Below are 15,208 nucleotides of genomic sequence, written 5' to 3' on the forward strand. Positions count from 1 at the left end.
ACCGACACGGCCCCGCGTCTCTTTGCCGCCTGCGTCTACTCGGCGGCGCCGTAGAGGCGGTCGCCCGCGTCTCCCAGGCCCGGGATGATGTAGCCGTGTTCGTTGAGGTGGTCGTCGACGGCCGCCGTGACGACGGTGACCGGGGTGCCGGCCAGCTCGCGTTCCATGAGTTCGACGCCCTCGGGGGCGGCCAGGAGGACGACGGCGGTGACGTCGTCGGCGCCGCGCTTGATGAGCTCGCGGATGGCCGCGACCAGGGTGCCGCCGGTGGCGAGCATCGGGTCGAGGACGTACACCTGGCGGCCGGAGAGGTCCTCCGGCATGCGCGTGGCGTACGTGGAGGCCTCCAGGGTCTCCTCGTTGCGGATCATGCCCAGGAAGCCCACCTCGGCGGTCGGCAGGAGCCGCATCATGCCGTCGAGCATGCCGAGGCCCGCCCGGAGGATCGGCACCACCAGCGGGCGCGGGTAGGACAGCTTGACGCCCGTGGTCCGGGCGACCGGCGTCGCGATGTCGACCTGCTCGGTACGCACGTCACGCGTGGCCTCGTAGGCGAGGAGGGTGACCAGCTCGTCGGCGAGACGGCGGAAGGTCGCGGATTCGGTGCGCTGGTCGCGCAGCGTGGTGAGCTTGTGGGCCACCAGGGGGTGGTCGACGACATGGAGACGCATGTCCACAACAGTAACCGGGCCGCATCCCTGCTCGCGCTGGCATCAAACCCGCCGTCCGGGGGAAAGTGGAGTGACGGACCAGGGTGGTGATCCGATGCCTGACCTGCCTGAGCACGAAACCGGACACGAGACGGAAGCCGAGCGCCGACGGCGGCGCGCCAGGTTCCTGCGCGATCTGGCCGAGGCCCGCGAGCTGCGCGACCGCGTCCAGCCCCGGCGCGCGAAGACCGCCCGGCTGCGGCACGCGATGCGCATGCGGACGTTTCGCTGGTGACGGAACACGGTGCCGGGGCATGGTGCCCGAGTACTCGGAGGTAGCTCGCCGGTAAGGCACTGGTAAGCGCGGAGACACGCCGACGAGGCCGGAGTTGGCAAGATCACTTCATGCGCGGTCCCCGGACCGGTGGCCGTGCGTGGGCGCCCGGAAAAGCCGCGTACGATCCGCTGTTGGCGGCGACGAGTGCGCTGGTGAGCCCTCCATGAACGCGAGATCGGCGGCAGCCGGACACACAGGGAGCCGAAGACGTCCCCTGAGCGCCTGGTTTCTGCCACGATTCCGAGTGGGTGGGGCTCGGAGCACAGCTCTCCCCGCCCGCAACCTCCGCCGGGGGGACCCCCAACCGGCACACCTATGACCAGTGGGAGAGTCACGGTGTACTTCGCCGCACTGCTCGCGCGCACCGAAGACGGGTGGGAAGCGAGCGACACAGAACTCCTCGACAATGTGGAGACGCTGTCGGATCTGGCCGACCTGGCACGTGAGGCCTCGCCCGAGGACGACACGGTGCTGGTGCTCATCGAGCAGGAGGACGCCTGGTTCGGCGTCGTCCGTATCGACGGCGAGGAGGACCCTCGCATCTACGTCTCGGACGCCGCTGCCGCCGCTCGCAGCAGTTACGGCGAGATCCTGCTCACCGACGAACTGCTCGGAAGGGAGCCCGGGGACGACGAGCCCGACCTGGACGCCCTCGACCTCGACGGCACCGAGGACGGTGAGGACGAGGACGAGGACGACGACGACTCCGAGGCGGGCGGCACCGGCGAGGCCGTGCCGCACGGCCCGGTCGGCGACGCCGAGATCCTCGACGACCTCGGCGTCGGCGTGAAGGAGCTGAAGGCGCTGTCCGCGGACGCGCTCACCGAGATCGCCGATTCCCTCGGCGCCTCGGAGGTCCTGGAGACCGTCCGCTGACCCCGTCGACGACGGAACCGACACCCGACCCGGTACGCGACCGCTGGCGGGCCGCGATGCGGCTCGCCCTGGACGAGGCCGGGCGGGCCGGCCCGGACGTGCCGGTGGGAGCCGTCGTCCTGGGGCCGGACGGCACCACCGTGCTCGGGGCCGGACACAACGAACGCGAGGCCACCGGCGATCCGACCGGCCACGCCGAGGTCCTCGCGATCCGCCGGGCCGCCACCGAGGTCGGCGCGTGGCGGCTGACCGGCTGCACGCTCGTCGTGACGCTGGAACCCTGCACGATGTGCGCCGGCGCCCTCGTGCAGTCCCGGGTCGACCGCGTGGTCTACGGCGCCCGGGACGACAAGGCGGGCGCGGCCGGCTCCCTGTGGGACGTCGTCCGCGACCGGCGGCTCAACCACCGGCCCGAGGTCATCGAGGGCGTGCTCGCCGAGGAGTGCGCCCGGCTTCTCACCGACTTCTTCCGAAGCCGCTGAAGGCCCGAATACCGATTTCAAAGCACGCCCCAGCGTGCTGTAAAGTCTCCCTCGGTAGCGTGTCCGAGCGGCCGAAGGAGCTCGCCTCGAAAGCGAGTGTGGCGCAAGTCACCGAGGGTTCAAATCCCTCCGCTACCGCTTCTGAAGGGCCCTGTCGTGAGACGGGGCCCTTCGTGCTTCTCCGTCCAAGGTGCCGTCAGTTGACGACTTCCAGGGACAGCAGGCCGGTCAGGGGCGCCAGCCGTCCTTGATGCGGCCCTGGCTCACCTTGAAGTCGCCGCTGCACGTTCCGTTGTCGTTCCAGATCTTGATGGCGTCGGCTTCGAACGCCCAGCTGTCGCCTCCGGGGTGCTTGTGGCTGCCGAGGTTGACGGGGGTGTCGCGCGGGATGCAGATGTACGCGTCCGGGGAGGCGCCCTGGTCGATCAGCCAGACGGAGTCGTCGTTACGGGTGTTGACGACCGCGACCACCCGGTTCCCGCCGCCGAGGATGGGCTGGTAGGTGTAGTCCTGGTACCAGCCGTAGGGGTTACCGCCGGAGTAGGCGTCGTCGTACACACAGACGCGCGGGTACGAGCAGCCGTGCATGCTGTCGGCGGAGGCGGACGGGGCCGTCAGCATGGTCGAGGTCGCGGCCAGGCCGGCGGTGAGGAGGGTCGCCGCCATCTTTCTGTTCAGCTTCAAGGGAACGCTCCTGGTGAGGTGGCTGGGCGGAGCCGACCGCGGTGGCCGGCTCCGCAACGAGACTGCGGGTTCGGCGCGTTGGTCGGCCACAGCTGGCGGGGAAGTGACCTCGTCCCGGGACGTCCCACGCGCTGACCTGCTCAGATGTCACACGACAAGTCCCCGCGGCGGGACGGGATGCCCGCTCTGTGATCCCCGTGGCAGCTGATGCAGAATGAGGCCGGGACACGGGGGGACCGGGTCTGCGGTCCCGAACGCGAGTGGGGGAAGCGTGTCGCGCTGGAACGAACTGCCCGCAGAACTGCATCCGCACGTCCACCAGTTGATCGTGCGACTGCGACGGCTGAAGGACGGCAGTGAACTGAGCACGCGGCGACTGGCCGCGAGGACCGGGTACAGCGCGAAGTCGTGGCAGCGGTATCTGAACGGCAGGTCCCTGCCGCCGCGGGAGGCCGTCGAGGCGATGGCCCGTATCGGCGGTGAGGATCCGACCCGGCTGCTGGCCCTGCACGAGATCGCCGTCCAACGCTGGGCGGAGGGGCGGACCGTCACCACCGGTGCCCCCGAGAACCCCTCCGCGACACCGGCGGACGCCCCCGCCCCCGCGAAGCCGCAGCCGTACGGGCGTCATCTGCGCGTCGCGGTCGCGGCGGGAGCCGTGGTCACGGTGCTGTCCGTCTCCGTGGCGCTCGTGCTGGCGGTGCGGCTCACCGAGGCCCGTGCCCAGCTCGCGCGCGAGCGCGGCGGTGCTGCCGCGACGGCCCCGGCCACCTGGTCGGAGTCCATGGTGCCGGTCCTCTACACCTGTCGGCTGAAACAGCGTGACGGCCGCTGGTACGCGGGCCTGAGCCGGACCACGGACGTCCTCCTGTCCAACACCCAGGTGGGGCTCGAAGTGGCCGAGGCGCAGTGCCTGCTGCGCCGGGCGGGAGCGGAGCCGGGGGACATCGACGGCTCCTTCGGACCCAAGACACGGCGAGCGGTCGAACGCATGCAGAAGCAGAACGGGCTGATCGTGAACGGAGTCATCGACCCGCCCACCTGGCAGGCCCTGCGGGAGGCGGATCCGAAGTGACCGCGGAACACACCCGGCTGATCGCGGTGCTGCGGGAGCTGCGGGCCGGTGCGGGGCTGAGCCTGGCGGCGCTGGCGGAGCGAACGGCGTACAGCAAGTCCTCGTGGGAGCGCTACCTCAACGGCAAGAGCCTGCCCCCTCGCCAGGCCGTACGGGAACTGTGCCGGCTCGCGAACGAACCGGACGGGCGGCTGCTGGCCCTGTGGGAGATCGCCGAGTCGCAGTGGAGCGGACGCGCGGTGGCCCGCGCAGCCGCCCCTGACGCGGACGAGCCGTCGCGGCCGCACCCTCAGGAGGCGCCACCACCCGCCGGGACCTGGCGGCGGCGACTTGGCGGGCGCAGGCTCCTGGTGGCGCTGGCGTCGGTGTACACGATGATCGTCGGTGGTGTCGCGGCGCTGCTGTTCCTCCTGCTGCCGGACTCGAAGGCTCAGGAGGACGAACCGCGGCCGGCCTCCGTCCCGTTCTCCCTCGCTCCCCAGTGCCACGGAGCCGCCTGCGAAGGCCGGGACCCGATGCGCCTGATCTGCGGCGTCGGCCCCGACACCCTCGCCTCGCACCGCACGGCCACCGGCGCCCACGTCGAGCTGCGCCACAGCAGGAAGTGCGGTGCGAGCTGGGCCCGGGCCTGGGGGACCGAGATCGGCGACCGGCTGGACGTCACGGCGGGCGGACCGACGTACGGCGTGCGCGTCAGGAACAAGGACGACGCGGCGACCTTCGTCTACACCGGGATGGCCGAGGTCCGTTCCGGCAGCACCGTCCGGGCCTGCTTCCTGCCCGCGTCGGCCGACGGCGAACGGGAGTGCTTCGATGCCCGCGTGGGCGGGGCCGCCACCACGACCCGGCCGCCCTCACCTCCGGTGGCGTCAGGCCAGTGACATCGACGACACCTCGCCCGCCCGCTCGGGCCGCTTGCCGAAGTAGGTCCAGATGAGGGCACCGAGGATGGGGGCGTGGAGGAGGAAGAGCAGCCACAGCAGTTTCGGTACGTAGCGGACCTGCGCCGCCGGGGTGCGGACGCAGTCGAGCAGGGTCTGCACGTACAGCACGCCGATGACGGCCACGAGTCCCAAGGTCATCCATATCAGCATCGGTCTTCTCCTCTTCCGCTGCCGCCCCGTGCCCCCTGTGGACCGGCGCTCACCCCCTCATCGGACGAGACCCCCCGCACGGTTCACACATCATCACCGTCGTCAGACCGCCCCCTTCGTGCGATCATGTGCGCTCGTTGGCGTATTTGTGACCGGGGAGACAGGGGAGGCCGCGATGGCGGTGAACGCGAAGAAGATCGCCGTCTATGTGCTCGTGGTCTTCGTGCTCTACATAATCATCACGGACCCGGCGAAGGCCGCGGACTACGTCCAGATAGGGTTCGAGGGCATATCGGACGCCGCCAAGTCCATCGGCGACTTCTTCAGCTGGCTCGCCGACGGGGCGAAGTAGCGGCGTGACAGCCTGCGCGGCAACCAGGGAGCCCAGATGATCCGCCACCTCGTCCTCTTCAAGCTCAACGAGGGTGTCGAGCGCGACGACCCACGGGTCGTGGCGGGGGAGGCGGCCTTCCGGGCCCTCGGCGAGCAGATCGAGGAGCTGCGGTTCTGGGAGCTCGGCTGGAACATCAGCGAGCGGCCCATCGCCTACGACTTCGCCATCAACTCCGCGGTCGAGGACACCGGCGCCCTGAAGCGGTACCTGGAGCATCCCGCCCACCAGGAGGGCGTCGCCCTGTGGCGGGAGTTCGCCACCTGGGTGGTCGCCGACTACGAGTTCTGAGGCCTCCACGTTCGAGCCCCCTGCCGGGAACGGCAGGGGGCTCGCTGCGTCTTGGGCCCCAACGTGCTGCTCAACACGGCATAACACGGATTATGCGGTGCTTGCACACAGTGCACATGTCTTGTGATGCTATGACCGCTTTTGACGGATGAGTTGACCGATGAAGAGGTGGCGTTGACCGTGTCGGCCAGTACTGCGCCGCCCCAACAGGTTGCGGCAGCCACTCCCCAACGCAGCCGAGGCGCCGACACCCGGGCCCTCACCCAGGTGCTCTTCGCGCAGCTCAAGGGCTTGCAGCCGGGCACCCCGGAGCACAACCGGGTGCGCGGGGCCCTCATCGAGGCCAACCTCCCGCTCGTGCGCTACGCGGCCGCCCGCTTCCGCTCCCGCAACGAGCCGATGGAGGACGTCATCCAGGTCGGCACCATCGGGCTGATCAACGCCATCGACCGCTTCGACGCGGACCGGGGTGTGCAGTTCCCGACGTTCGCCATGCCGACCGTCATCGGCGAGATCAAGCGGTACTTCCGGGACAACGTCCGCACGGTCCACGTACCGCGCCGGCTGCACGAGCTGTGGGTGCAGGTCAACGGCGCCACCGAGGACCTGACGACCACCTTCGGGCGCACTCCGACCACCGGCGAGATCGCCGAGCGGCTGCGCATCACCGAGGAGGAGGTGCTGTCCTGCATCGAGGCCGGGCGGTCGTACCACGCCACCTCGCTGGAGGCCGCGCAGGAGGGCGACGGGCTGCCGGGGATCCTCGACCGGCTCGGCTACGAGGACCCGGCGCTGGACGGCGTGGAGCACCGTGACCTCGTCCGGCATCTGCTGGTCCAACTCCCGGAACGCGAACAGCGAATTCTGCTGCTGCGCTACTACAGCAATCTCACCCAGTCGCAGATCAGTGCGGAACTCGGCGTCTCCCAGATGCATGTCTCACGGCTACTCGCGCGTAGCTTCCAGCGGCTGCGATCCGCCAATCGGATCGAGGCATAAGAGGCGCACAGGGCGCACACTTCGGAACACCGCAGATCGCAAGGGTGATCGAGGTATCACCGGCGCGAGCGAATCGCTCACCGGCGTAGATCCCTGCATTTCTGCGCCGAAAAACCGTCAGACCCCCTTCATCCAGGGCGTATTCACGTCTTGCATGTCGACATGTCACTACAGCGTGTTGCCGACATGTGACATTCTGCCGGAAGCGCGTTTGCCGGGGCCTCGGCTCCGGTATTCAGGTGAAGGCATCGTTCCTCCATGGGGCGTTCGCCGCGACCGTCCTCGCGACCCAAAGGGGGTGGCATGTCCGCAGACCAGGGCAGCTCGAAGGTGCTCACGCTCACGAAGAGCGAGGCTGCGCCCGCGCTCGACGACGTTACGGCCGTCGAGGCCGTCACGGCCCCGGCCATCCCGACCTCGGGAGCCATCGACACCCGCACCCTGTCCCGCTCCCTTTTCCTGCGGCTCGCCGCACTCGACGAGAACAGCCCCGAGCGTGCCTACGTCCGGGACACCCTCATCGAGCTCAACCTCCCGCTGGTCCGCTACGCGGCCGCTCGCTTCCGCTCGCGGAACGAGCCGATGGAGGACATCGTCCAGGTCGGCACCATCGGCCTGATCAAGGCGATCGACCGCTTCGACTGCGAACGGGGCGTGGAGTTCCCGACGTTCGCGATGCCGACGGTGGTCGGCGAGATCAAGCGGTTCTTCCGCGACACCTCGTGGTCGGTGCGCGTCCCGCGCCGGCTCCAGGAGCTGCGGCTGGCGCTCACCAAGGCCAGCGACGAGCTCTCCCAGAAGCTCGACCGCTCTCCCACGGTGGCGGAACTCGCCACGGTGCTGGGCGTGTCCGAGGAGGACGTCGTCGACGGCCTCGCGGTCGGCAACGCCTACACCGCCTCCTCGCTGGACTCCCCGGCCCCGGAGGACGACGGCGGCGAGGGCTCCCTCGCGGACCGCCTCGGCTACGAGGACACCGCCCTGGAGGGCGTCGAGTACCGGGAGTCGCTGAAGCCGCTGCTGGCCAAGCTGCCGCCCCGTGAGCGGCAGATCATCATGCTGCGCTTCTTCGCCAACATGACCCAGTCGCAGATCGGCGAGGAGGTCGGCATCTCCCAGATGCACGTCTCCCGGCTGCTCACCCGCACGCTGGCCCAGCTGCGGGAAGGACTCATCTCCGACTGACCGGCCCCCTTGCCGGGGTCCGTGTTCGACAGAGCGTCGGCCATCGTGGCGCGACACCCTGGAGTGACCTGGACCGGCCGTCGGCGCGCCCTGATCGGTGCATCGGCGGCCGTCGTCCGTTCCCGCGGTCGGGCACGGTGACGTGTCCGACCGGCGGAGGTGGGGGCGGCGGGGTTACTTCAGCGCGAGCCAGGCCACGGCCGCGACGATCGCCACCGCGACGACCACGCCGATGATCAGGCCGAGACGCGGACCGCTGGACGCGACGGCCTGCTGCTGACGGGCCTGAGGGGCCTCGTCGACGAACGCGCGGAACATCTGGGTGCTGCCTGCGGGGTCGTTGGTGCCCTGGGGGCCCTGGGTGTTAGCCATGCCCCGAGACCCTAGCGAATCCAGGGGTGCGACCCAAGTGGGGGCCCGCGCTCCGTACCACATCCCGCGACCTGCGTATTTACGGTCGCAATACTTGCCTTTGCCAAGTTTTGAGCCGCCACCCCCCTCGTTTTATTTGCCTGTAGCAACCAACAGCTTCTATGGTTGCCCTGAGCAACGAATCCGGGAGGTGTGATGGCCGAGCAGGCGCAGTACGAGGAGCTGATCCGTCAGTTCAGCGCCTTCGGCGCCGTGAAGCGGGAGCTGGGACGGATCATGCCGTCCGGCTGCCCGAGCGGTTCCGGCGCCGTGCTGACGCTGCTGGAGCGCCACGGGGACATGCGCATGAGCAAGCTCGCGGAGCTGCTCGCCGTGGACATGTCGGTCACCAGCCGCCATGTCGCCCACGTGGCCGAGCGGGGCTGGATCCAGCGCTCCCCCGACCCGGCCGACAAGCGCTCCCGCATCCTGCGCCTGACGCCCGCGGGCCGGGCGCAGCTGGAGGAGCTGTCCCGGCGGACCGGCCGGCTGCTGGCCGAGCGGCTGGGCGACTGGAGCGACGAGGAGGTGGCCCAGCTGACCGCGCTCATGGCGCGGCTGAGGGCGAGCTTCGACGACTGTCGTGCCGTGCCCGCCGCGCTCCCCGCCGACACCGAGCCCCGGCCCCCCGCATCCCCCGTTCTCGAACCGTCTCCCCGTACACCCGCGACCACCCAGTAAGAGAAGGAAGCTTCATGGCAACGACCACACCGGCCGGTGTGCGGGCCCACGCCAGGCACTCGGGAGGGCCCCCCGCCGACGGCGCCCCGATGACGCACCGGCAGATCATGGAAGCGCTCTCCGGGCTGCTGCTCGGGATGTTCGTGGCGATCCTGTCGTCCACGATCGTCTCGAACGCCCTCCCGGAGATCATCGGCGACCTCGGCGGCGGCCAGTCCGCCTACACCTGGGTCGTCACCGCCGCACTGCTGTCGATGACCGCGTCCACCCCGCTGTGGGGCAAGCTCTCCGACCTGTACAGCAAGAAGGCGCTCGTCCAGATAGCCCTCGTCATCTACGTGCTGGGTTCGGCGGCGGCCGGTCTGTCGCACAACGCCGGCACGCTGATCGCCTTCCGCGTCGTGCAGGGCATCGGCGTCGGCGGTCTGTCCGCCCTCGCGCAGATCGTGATGGCGGCGATGATCTCCCCGCGTGAGCGCGGGCGTTACTCCGGCTACCTCGGCGCGACCTTCGCCGTCGCCACCGTCGGCGGCCCGCTGCTCGGCGGTGTCATCACCGACACCAGCTGGCTGGGCTGGCGCTGGTGCTTCTACGTCGGCGTGCCCTTCGCCGTGATCGCGCTGATCGTGCTCCAGAAGACCCTGCACCTGCCGGTCGTCAAGCGTCAGGTCAAGGTCGACTGGGCCGGCGCGTTCTTCATCTCGGCCGCGGTCTCGCTGCTGCTGGTGTGGGTCACCTTCGCCGGTGACAAGTACGACTGGCTGTCCTGGCAGACGTACACGATGATCGGCGGCTCTATCCTGCTCGGCCTGGTCTTCGTGCTCGTCGAGACCAGGGCCAGCGAGCCGATCATCCCGCTGCGGCTGTTCCGCAACCGCACCATCACGCTGTCCTCGCTCGCCTCGATGTTCGTCGGCGTCGCGATGTTCTCCGGCACGGTCTTCTTCGCCCAGTACTTCCAGCTGGCCCGGGACAAGTCCCCGACCATGTCGGGTGTGCTGACGATCCCGATGATCGCCGGTCTGTTCATCTCCTCCACCGTCTCCGGGCAGTTCATCACCCGCACCGGCCGCTGGAAGGCCTGGCTGGTCAGCGGTGGCGTGCTCATCACGGCGGGCCTCGGACTGCTGGGGACCATCCGGTACGACACCCCGTACTGGAAGATCGCGGTCTTCATGGGCCTGCTCGGTCTCGGTATCGGCATGATGATGCAGAACCTGGTGCTGTCCACGCAGAACCAGGTCGCCCCCGCCGACCTCGGCTCGGCCAGCTCCACGGTCACCTTCTTCCGGTCCCTCGGCGGTGCGATGGGCGTCTCGGCGCTCGGTGCCGTCATGGCCAACCGCATCACCGACTACGCCAAGGACGGCATCACCGACCTCGGCCCCAAGTACGCCTCCCTCGCGTCCGGTTCGAGCTCCACGGGCGAGATCCCGGACATGAGCAAGCTGCCCGCGCCGCTGCGCACGGTCATGGAGAGCGCGTACGGCCACGGCATCGCGGACGTGTTCCTGATCGCCGGGGCACTGGCCGCCGTCGCCTTCCTCATCACGCTGTTCATCAAGGAGGTTCCGCTGAAGACCAAGGGCGCGCTGGCGCAGACCACCGCGGAGGAGACCCCGGCCCCGGCCCCCACCTCCGCCTCCGCCGCGGCTTCCGACAGGGAGCGCGTCCCGAGCTGGGCCGTCGCCGAGTCCGCCACGGAGAGCGCCGACACCGGTGCCGAGGGCATGCAGCGGCTCGCGGCCGTGGCCACGATCGCCCGGCCCGAGGAGGCCGCCGGCTCCGGCGGTGTCCCCGTGCACGGCTTCGTGCGGGGCGCGGAGAGCGCGCCGGTGCCGCAGGCGGCGGTGACGCTGATCTCGCTGGGCGGACGGCAGTTGGGCCGCGCGGTCGCGCAGGCCGACGGGTCCTACGCGCTGAGCGTCCCCGGAGCGGGCTCCTACGTCCTGATCGCCTCCGCCGACGGGTTCCAGCCGCAGGCCTCCACCGTCGTGGTGGCCGACGAGCCGGTGTCGTACGACATCCTGCTCAGCGGCACCAGCGGGCTGAACGGTCTGGTGCGGGCCGCCCGGAACGGGGAGGCCGTCAAGGGCGCGATGGTCATCGTCACCGATGTGCGCGGGGACCTGCTGGCCACCGGATCCACCGGTGAGCAGGGCGAGTTCGCCTTCGCCGAGCTGGTGCCGGGTCCGGTGACCGTCGCCGTCAACGCCGCCGGGTTCCGGCCGCAGGCCCTGCCCGTCGAGGTCGGCGGGACCGGGGTCACCCGGATCGAGGTCGACCTCGACGCCGGAGCGCACCTCCAGGGTGTCGTACGGGCACCGCACGGTCCCCTCGGCGACGCCCGGGTGACCCTGGTCGACGCGGCGGGCAACGTGGTCGGCACCGCCACCACGGGTCCCGACGGGGCGTACGCCTTCACCGATCTGGACGGCGGCGACTACACGGTCATCGCGACCGGCTACCCGCCGGTGGCGACGGCGCTGACGGTCGGCGGCCGCGGGGTCGACGACCACGACATCGAACTCGCCCACCACAGCGAGTAGTTCGGACCCCGGCCCGTGGCGGTGGGCGCGCACTTCGAGCGGAGGTGCGCGAGGCCCGCTCGCCACGGGCCGGTCTCATGCGAGGAGTTGACGAGATGGGACTGACCGCGAAGATCCGTACGCGGGACGGCTGGGCCGTGTCGCACGCGGTCGTCACGGTGACCGACATGACCGGCTCGCAGGTGCTGCGCGCCGAGGCGGACGGTGAGGGCGCCGTACGGGACGAGACCGCTCTGGCGCCGGGGGCGTACACCGTGATCGTCACGGCCGTCGGGTACGCGCCGGCCGCCTCCAGCGCGATCGTCACCGCGAGCGGGCGGGCCGAGGTCGGCACGGTGACCCTGGCCCGGCAGGGCGGCACCGAGCTGCCCCCGCCCGGGCCCTGGACGATCGACCCGGCGCACTCCGGGGTGGCCGCGGTCGCCCAGCACCTGGGGATCTCCAGTGTGCGCGGCCGGTTCACGGAGTTCTCCGGGGTGATCGAGGTCGCGCCGGACGACGTGACCAGGTCCCGGGTGGAGGCGGTGATCCGGGCCGCGTCCATCGACACCGGCAACGGCATGCGGGACACCCACCTGAGGTCGGCGGACTTCCTGGACGTCGAGCGGTTCCCGGAGCTGACCTACCGGTCCACGGGGCTCACCCCGGCCGGGTCCGACCGCTGGACCGTGCACGGCGAGCTGAGCCTGCACGGCGTGGTGCGGCCGGTCGACGTGGACCTCGCCTACCTGGGCACGGGCGCGGACCCCTGGGGCGGCACCCGGGCGGCCTTCCGGGCCACGGCCGAGCTGCACCGGGAGGACTTCGCCATGAACTACAACCAGGTCGTCCAGGCCGGTATCGCCGCCATCGGCACGACGCTCAGGGTGGAGCTGGACATCCAGGCCGTGCAGGGGGAGTCGCTGCCGCAGGGCTGAGGGCCCCGGGCCCGCTCACATCAGCCCGACGATGCGGGGCGGGGCGAACAGATGGCGGGCGCGGTGCTCCTCGGCCACCATGACGGCGCCCTGGAGCAGGTCGGGGCTGCTGCGGGCCCTGCGGTCCACGGACTCCCGGTGCTCGGCGCAGGTACGGCAGGAGGGGTCGTAGTCGGGCAGCGCGTCGCGGTGCGCGTCGGCCAGATGACGGCTCAGGCTGATCTGCGTCCCGACGATGCTGTCGGTGACGTCCCAGTCGACGCCGGGGTCCTCGGCGGTCAGCCCGGCGATGACGGCCTGTACGTGCTTCATCGCCTCGTAGCGGCGGACGCACTCGGTGCAGTCCCACATCCACGCGGGCGGCAGCGGCCACTGGTCCTCGGGTCCGAGGTCCGATGCGCTCATGGGAAAACGGTAGGGGGTCGGGCAAGGCCCGCGCAGGCGTCCGCGCGAACCCGCCGCCACGACGATCCCGCCGCGCGGGGGCGCCCTCAGCCGCGGCCGTTGCGCGCGTCCGTCGGCCGGCCGTTGCCGCTGACCCGGTCCACCAGGTCGGTGCACAGGTCCCGGAGCTTGACGTTGCGGTCCTGCGAGACCCGGCGCAGCCGGTCCAGGGCGATCTGGGCGTCGATCCGCTCGCGGGCCATCAGGATGCCGATCGCCTGGTCGATGACGCTGCGGGAGAGCAGGGCGGTGCGCACGTCGGCGGTGGACTCGTGGCGGCGCTCGACACGCAGGGCCACGTTGATCGCGTCGGCCGCCCGGACCGCGAACGCACGGGCGGCGTCCCGGCCCCGGCCCAGCGCGTCGGGCTCGACGCCGTAGAGGTTGAGCGCGGCGCCTCTCTCGCCCTCCACGTCGATCGGCACCGCCAGCACCGAGCGCACCCCGGCGGAGACCGCGTACGAGGTGTAGGTGGGCCAGCGGGTCTCCACGGCCAGGTCGGGGGCGTACTGCTCGGCGTTGGTCGCGGCGGCCTCCACACACGGCCCCGAGCCGTTCTCGTACTGGCGCATGTCGAGGCCGCCGGGCAGGCCGCTGCTGCCGGCCAGGGTCAGCAGCCGGTCGGCGCGGCGCACCGTGATGCTGCACGCGGCCGCTCCGGGCACCGCCTGCACCGCGCGGTCGGTGAGATCGCGCAGCAGCGTGTCGAGACCGCTGCTGCGCACGATGGCCATTTCCAGCGTGTCGGGCGTGTCAGGGCTCATGACCGTACGGATATCCCGTCAACGGCCGTTAACGCCCCGGGCCGCCCCAACCGTTCATGTGGCGTTGTTCGCATCGACGATGCGGCGGGCGAGGTCGCGCAACTTGATGTTCTCCCGCTGCGAGGCCTTCACCAGGGACTCGAAGGCCTCCGCCGCGTCCATGGTCATGCGCTCCATCAGGATCCCGGTGGCCTGCCCGATCAGGTCCCGGGTCCGCATGGCCTCCGTCAGCTGCTCCCGTACGGTGGCCGAGTCCAGGGCGAGGCTGACGTGCGCGGTGAACAGCCGGCCGACCCGGGTGGCCGCCTCGTCGAAGACGCGCGGCTTGCGGGCGTACGCCGTGAGCACGGTCAGCCGGCGGCGGTCGGCGCGCAGCCGCAGCGACAGCGCCGAGCGCAGGCCCAGGTCCGACAGCATCCGCCCGCCGTCGTCGGCCTCGCTGTCCTTCACGCGTACGACGGGCGCGGTCCACAGGTCGTCCCAGTACGGGGGCCGGTCGCGGTCCGTGTGCCCGGACTCGGCCGAACGCACGACCTCGTCGGTCCAGGCGACCGTACGGCGGTGGTGGGGGCGTTCGATCACCGAGATACCGGCGTGGTCGGCACCGGGCAGGAGGTGCACGGCGAGGCGGACCGCGGTACGCAGGGTGCTCTGCGGAGTGGCCGTGTCGTGCAGTTGCTGAGCTGCCACCGTCAGCGCTTCCGCCAGATCGAAACCGGCAGAAAAAAGGGGCAAATCAGGAAACTCGGACGCAGCCACCACGAACCTCTTCGGCATGCACGGCCAACGACCGTGCGCAGGAGAGCTCCGCAGCACATTCCCGACTGCGAGCACAGGACGGACAGCACTTTATCTGCTCCGTTGCGTCCAAGTGACGTTCGGCCGACCAAGGCGGGAACCACTTCCGGACGCCTTCTCCCCGTGGTGGAATGGTGGGGACATGGTCAGGAAGTGGCCGCTCCGGAATCCGGACGATCGTCTACCAGGTGAGCGCCATGACCTTCCTCCCGAATCCGTGCGAGCTGCGCGGTCTGCGTGATCTGCCCGGCTGCACCACCCTTCTCGCCCTGCCTCCCGAGATCGACCTCTGCAACGCGGCGCCGCTGTTCGACCGTGTCATGACCGCCGTGGACGCCCGCGGCGACCGGCTGCGGCTCCTGGTCCTGGACCTGACCGCCACGCACTTCATGGACACCCAGGGCGCCCGTCTCGTCGACGACGTCCGCCGCCGCCTCCGGCCCGGCGTGCGGTGCGTGGTGGCCGCGGATCCCGAGGGCGTGTGCCGCCGCGTCATGGAGCTGACCGGGCTACGGCGGGACGTGCCGGTGTACGACGGCCTGGACGAGGCCCTGGCGTCCTGACCACCGAAGGCTCCGGC

The 15,208-nt window shown here is 70.7% G+C and carries 20 protein-coding genes and 1 tRNA gene; 14 read left to right on the forward strand and 7 right to left on the reverse strand.

Features of this window, described 5'->3' with window-relative positions:
* Positions 1–35: 35 nt before the first annotated feature.
* A complete protein-coding gene (gene upp, locus SLINC_RS21915; RefSeq protein ID WP_067445585.1) occupies positions 36–671 on the reverse strand; it encodes a uracil phosphoribosyltransferase in 636 nt (211 codons plus the stop codon).
* A 94-nt stretch (positions 672–765) separates the two neighbouring features.
* Between upp and SLINC_RS21920 the strand changes: the two genes are divergently transcribed.
* The 4 genes from SLINC_RS21920 (at position 766) to SLINC_RS21935 (ending at position 2,483) form a co-directional block, all read left to right on the forward strand.
* Positions 766–945: a hypothetical protein gene (locus tag SLINC_RS21920; RefSeq protein WP_067445587.1), complete on the forward strand. Its 180-nt coding sequence runs from the start codon at positions 766–768 to the stop codon at positions 943–945.
* Between the two features lie 378 nt (positions 946–1,323).
* Positions 1,324–1,863: a tRNA adenosine deaminase-associated protein gene (locus SLINC_RS21925; RefSeq protein WP_067435783.1), complete on the forward strand. Its 540-nt coding sequence runs from the start codon at positions 1,324–1,326 to the stop codon at positions 1,861–1,863.
* 56 nt (positions 1,864–1,919) lie between these two features.
* Positions 1,920–2,345: a tRNA adenosine(34) deaminase TadA gene (gene tadA, locus SLINC_RS21930; RefSeq protein WP_067435786.1), complete on the forward strand. Its 426-nt coding sequence runs from the start codon at positions 1,920–1,922 to the stop codon at positions 2,343–2,345.
* Between the two features lie 53 nt (positions 2,346–2,398).
* Positions 2,399–2,483: transfer RNA gene (locus tag SLINC_RS21935), tRNA-Ser, on the forward strand.
* A 90-nt stretch (positions 2,484–2,573) separates the two neighbouring features.
* Here the strand turns inward: SLINC_RS21935 and SLINC_RS21940 are convergent.
* Positions 2,574–3,029 carry a hypothetical protein gene (locus tag SLINC_RS21940; protein ID WP_067435789.1) on the reverse strand — a complete coding sequence of 152 codons (456 nt, stop codon included), beginning with the start codon at positions 3,027–3,029 and terminating at the stop codon, positions 2,574–2,576.
* Between the two features lie 271 nt (positions 3,030–3,300).
* Here SLINC_RS21940 and SLINC_RS21945 point away from each other — a divergent pair, with 271 nt between their 5' ends.
* Positions 3,301–4,104, forward strand: coding sequence for a peptidoglycan-binding protein (locus SLINC_RS21945; RefSeq protein ID WP_067435791.1), 804 nt, complete (start codon positions 3,301–3,303; stop codon positions 4,102–4,104).
* Positions 4,101–4,985, forward strand: a complete 885-nt coding sequence (locus SLINC_RS21950; RefSeq protein WP_067435793.1) for a helix-turn-helix domain-containing protein — start codon at positions 4,101–4,103, stop codon at positions 4,983–4,985. The genes SLINC_RS21945 and SLINC_RS21950 overlap by 4 nt, the downstream gene beginning before the upstream one ends.
* Here SLINC_RS21950 and SLINC_RS21955 read toward each other — a convergent pair.
* Positions 4,974–5,186, reverse strand: coding sequence for a PLDc N-terminal domain-containing protein (locus tag SLINC_RS21955; RefSeq protein ID WP_159425351.1), 213 nt, complete (start codon positions 5,184–5,186; stop codon positions 4,974–4,976). The genes SLINC_RS21950 and SLINC_RS21955 overlap by 12 nt on opposite strands.
* A 187-nt stretch (positions 5,187–5,373) precedes the next feature.
* On the opposite strand from SLINC_RS21955, the gene SLINC_RS48535 reads away from it, so the two are divergent.
* The 4 genes from SLINC_RS48535 to SLINC_RS21970 all read left to right on the forward strand — a co-directional run bounded on the left by SLINC_RS48535 (position 5,374) and on the right by SLINC_RS21970 (position 8,064).
* The gene (locus SLINC_RS48535; protein WP_170068277.1) at positions 5,374–5,550 is read left to right on the forward strand and encodes a hypothetical protein; all 177 of its coding nucleotides are present in this window, start codon (positions 5,374–5,376) and stop codon (positions 5,548–5,550) included.
* 36 nt (positions 5,551–5,586) lie between these two features.
* Positions 5,587–5,880 carry a Dabb family protein gene (locus SLINC_RS21960; protein ID WP_067435797.1) on the forward strand — a complete coding sequence of 98 codons (294 nt, stop codon included), beginning with the start codon at positions 5,587–5,589 and terminating at the stop codon, positions 5,878–5,880.
* A 141-nt stretch (positions 5,881–6,021) separates the two neighbouring features.
* Positions 6,022–6,879, forward strand: coding sequence for an RNA polymerase sigma factor SigF (locus tag SLINC_RS21965; RefSeq protein WP_067435799.1), 858 nt, complete (start codon positions 6,022–6,024; stop codon positions 6,877–6,879).
* A gap of 303 nt (positions 6,880–7,182) precedes the next feature.
* Positions 7,183–8,064 carry an RNA polymerase sigma factor SigF gene (locus SLINC_RS21970; protein WP_067435801.1) on the forward strand — a complete coding sequence of 294 codons (882 nt, stop codon included), beginning with the start codon at positions 7,183–7,185 and terminating at the stop codon, positions 8,062–8,064.
* 174 nt (positions 8,065–8,238) lie between these two features.
* On the opposite strand, the gene SLINC_RS21975 is transcribed toward SLINC_RS21970, so the two are convergent.
* On the reverse strand, positions 8,239–8,436 hold the full coding sequence (locus tag SLINC_RS21975) for a hypothetical protein (RefSeq protein WP_067435804.1): 198 nt from the start codon (positions 8,434–8,436) through the stop codon (positions 8,239–8,241).
* Between the two features lie 195 nt (positions 8,437–8,631).
* Here SLINC_RS21975 and SLINC_RS21980 point away from each other — a divergent pair, with 195 nt between their 5' ends.
* The 3 genes from SLINC_RS21980 (at position 8,632) to SLINC_RS21990 (ending at position 12,622) form a co-directional block, all read left to right on the forward strand.
* Complete coding sequence (locus SLINC_RS21980) at positions 8,632–9,156, forward strand: MarR family winged helix-turn-helix transcriptional regulator (RefSeq protein WP_067435808.1); 525 nt, start codon at positions 8,632–8,634, stop codon at positions 9,154–9,156.
* Between the two features lie 89 nt (positions 9,157–9,245).
* Complete coding sequence (locus tag SLINC_RS21985) at positions 9,246–11,705, forward strand: MFS transporter (protein WP_067435810.1); 2,460 nt, start codon at positions 9,246–9,248, stop codon at positions 11,703–11,705.
* Between the two features lie 95 nt (positions 11,706–11,800).
* On the forward strand, positions 11,801–12,622 hold the full coding sequence (locus SLINC_RS21990; RefSeq protein ID WP_067435813.1) for a YceI family protein: 822 nt from the start codon (positions 11,801–11,803) through the stop codon (positions 12,620–12,622).
* A gap of 15 nt (positions 12,623–12,637) precedes the next feature.
* On the opposite strand, the gene SLINC_RS21995 is transcribed toward SLINC_RS21990, so the two are convergent.
* The 3 genes from SLINC_RS21995 to SLINC_RS22005 all read right to left on the reverse strand — a co-directional run bounded on the left by SLINC_RS21995 (position 12,638) and on the right by SLINC_RS22005 (position 14,607).
* Positions 12,638–13,027 (reverse strand): hypothetical protein, encoded by a 390-nt coding sequence (locus tag SLINC_RS21995; protein ID WP_225988355.1) that lies wholly within the window; start codon positions 13,025–13,027, stop codon positions 12,638–12,640.
* Between the two features lie 86 nt (positions 13,028–13,113).
* On the reverse strand, positions 13,114–13,830 hold the full coding sequence (locus SLINC_RS22000; RefSeq protein WP_067435819.1) for a GAF and ANTAR domain-containing protein: 717 nt from the start codon (positions 13,828–13,830) through the stop codon (positions 13,114–13,116).
* A 54-nt stretch (positions 13,831–13,884) separates the two neighbouring features.
* A complete protein-coding gene (locus tag SLINC_RS22005) occupies positions 13,885–14,607 on the reverse strand; it encodes an ANTAR domain-containing protein (RefSeq protein WP_067435821.1) in 723 nt (240 codons plus the stop codon).
* A gap of 218 nt (positions 14,608–14,825) precedes the next feature.
* Between SLINC_RS22005 and SLINC_RS22010 the strand changes: the two genes are divergently transcribed.
* The gene (locus tag SLINC_RS22010) at positions 14,826–15,191 is read left to right on the forward strand and encodes an STAS domain-containing protein (protein WP_067435824.1); all 366 of its coding nucleotides are present in this window, start codon (positions 14,826–14,828) and stop codon (positions 15,189–15,191) included.
* Positions 15,192–15,208 lie beyond the last annotated feature (17 nt).

The sequence above is a fragment of the Streptomyces lincolnensis genome (genome assembly GCF_001685355.1).
Taxonomy (GTDB): domain Bacteria; phylum Actinomycetota; class Actinomycetes; order Streptomycetales; family Streptomycetaceae; genus Streptomyces; species Streptomyces lincolnensis.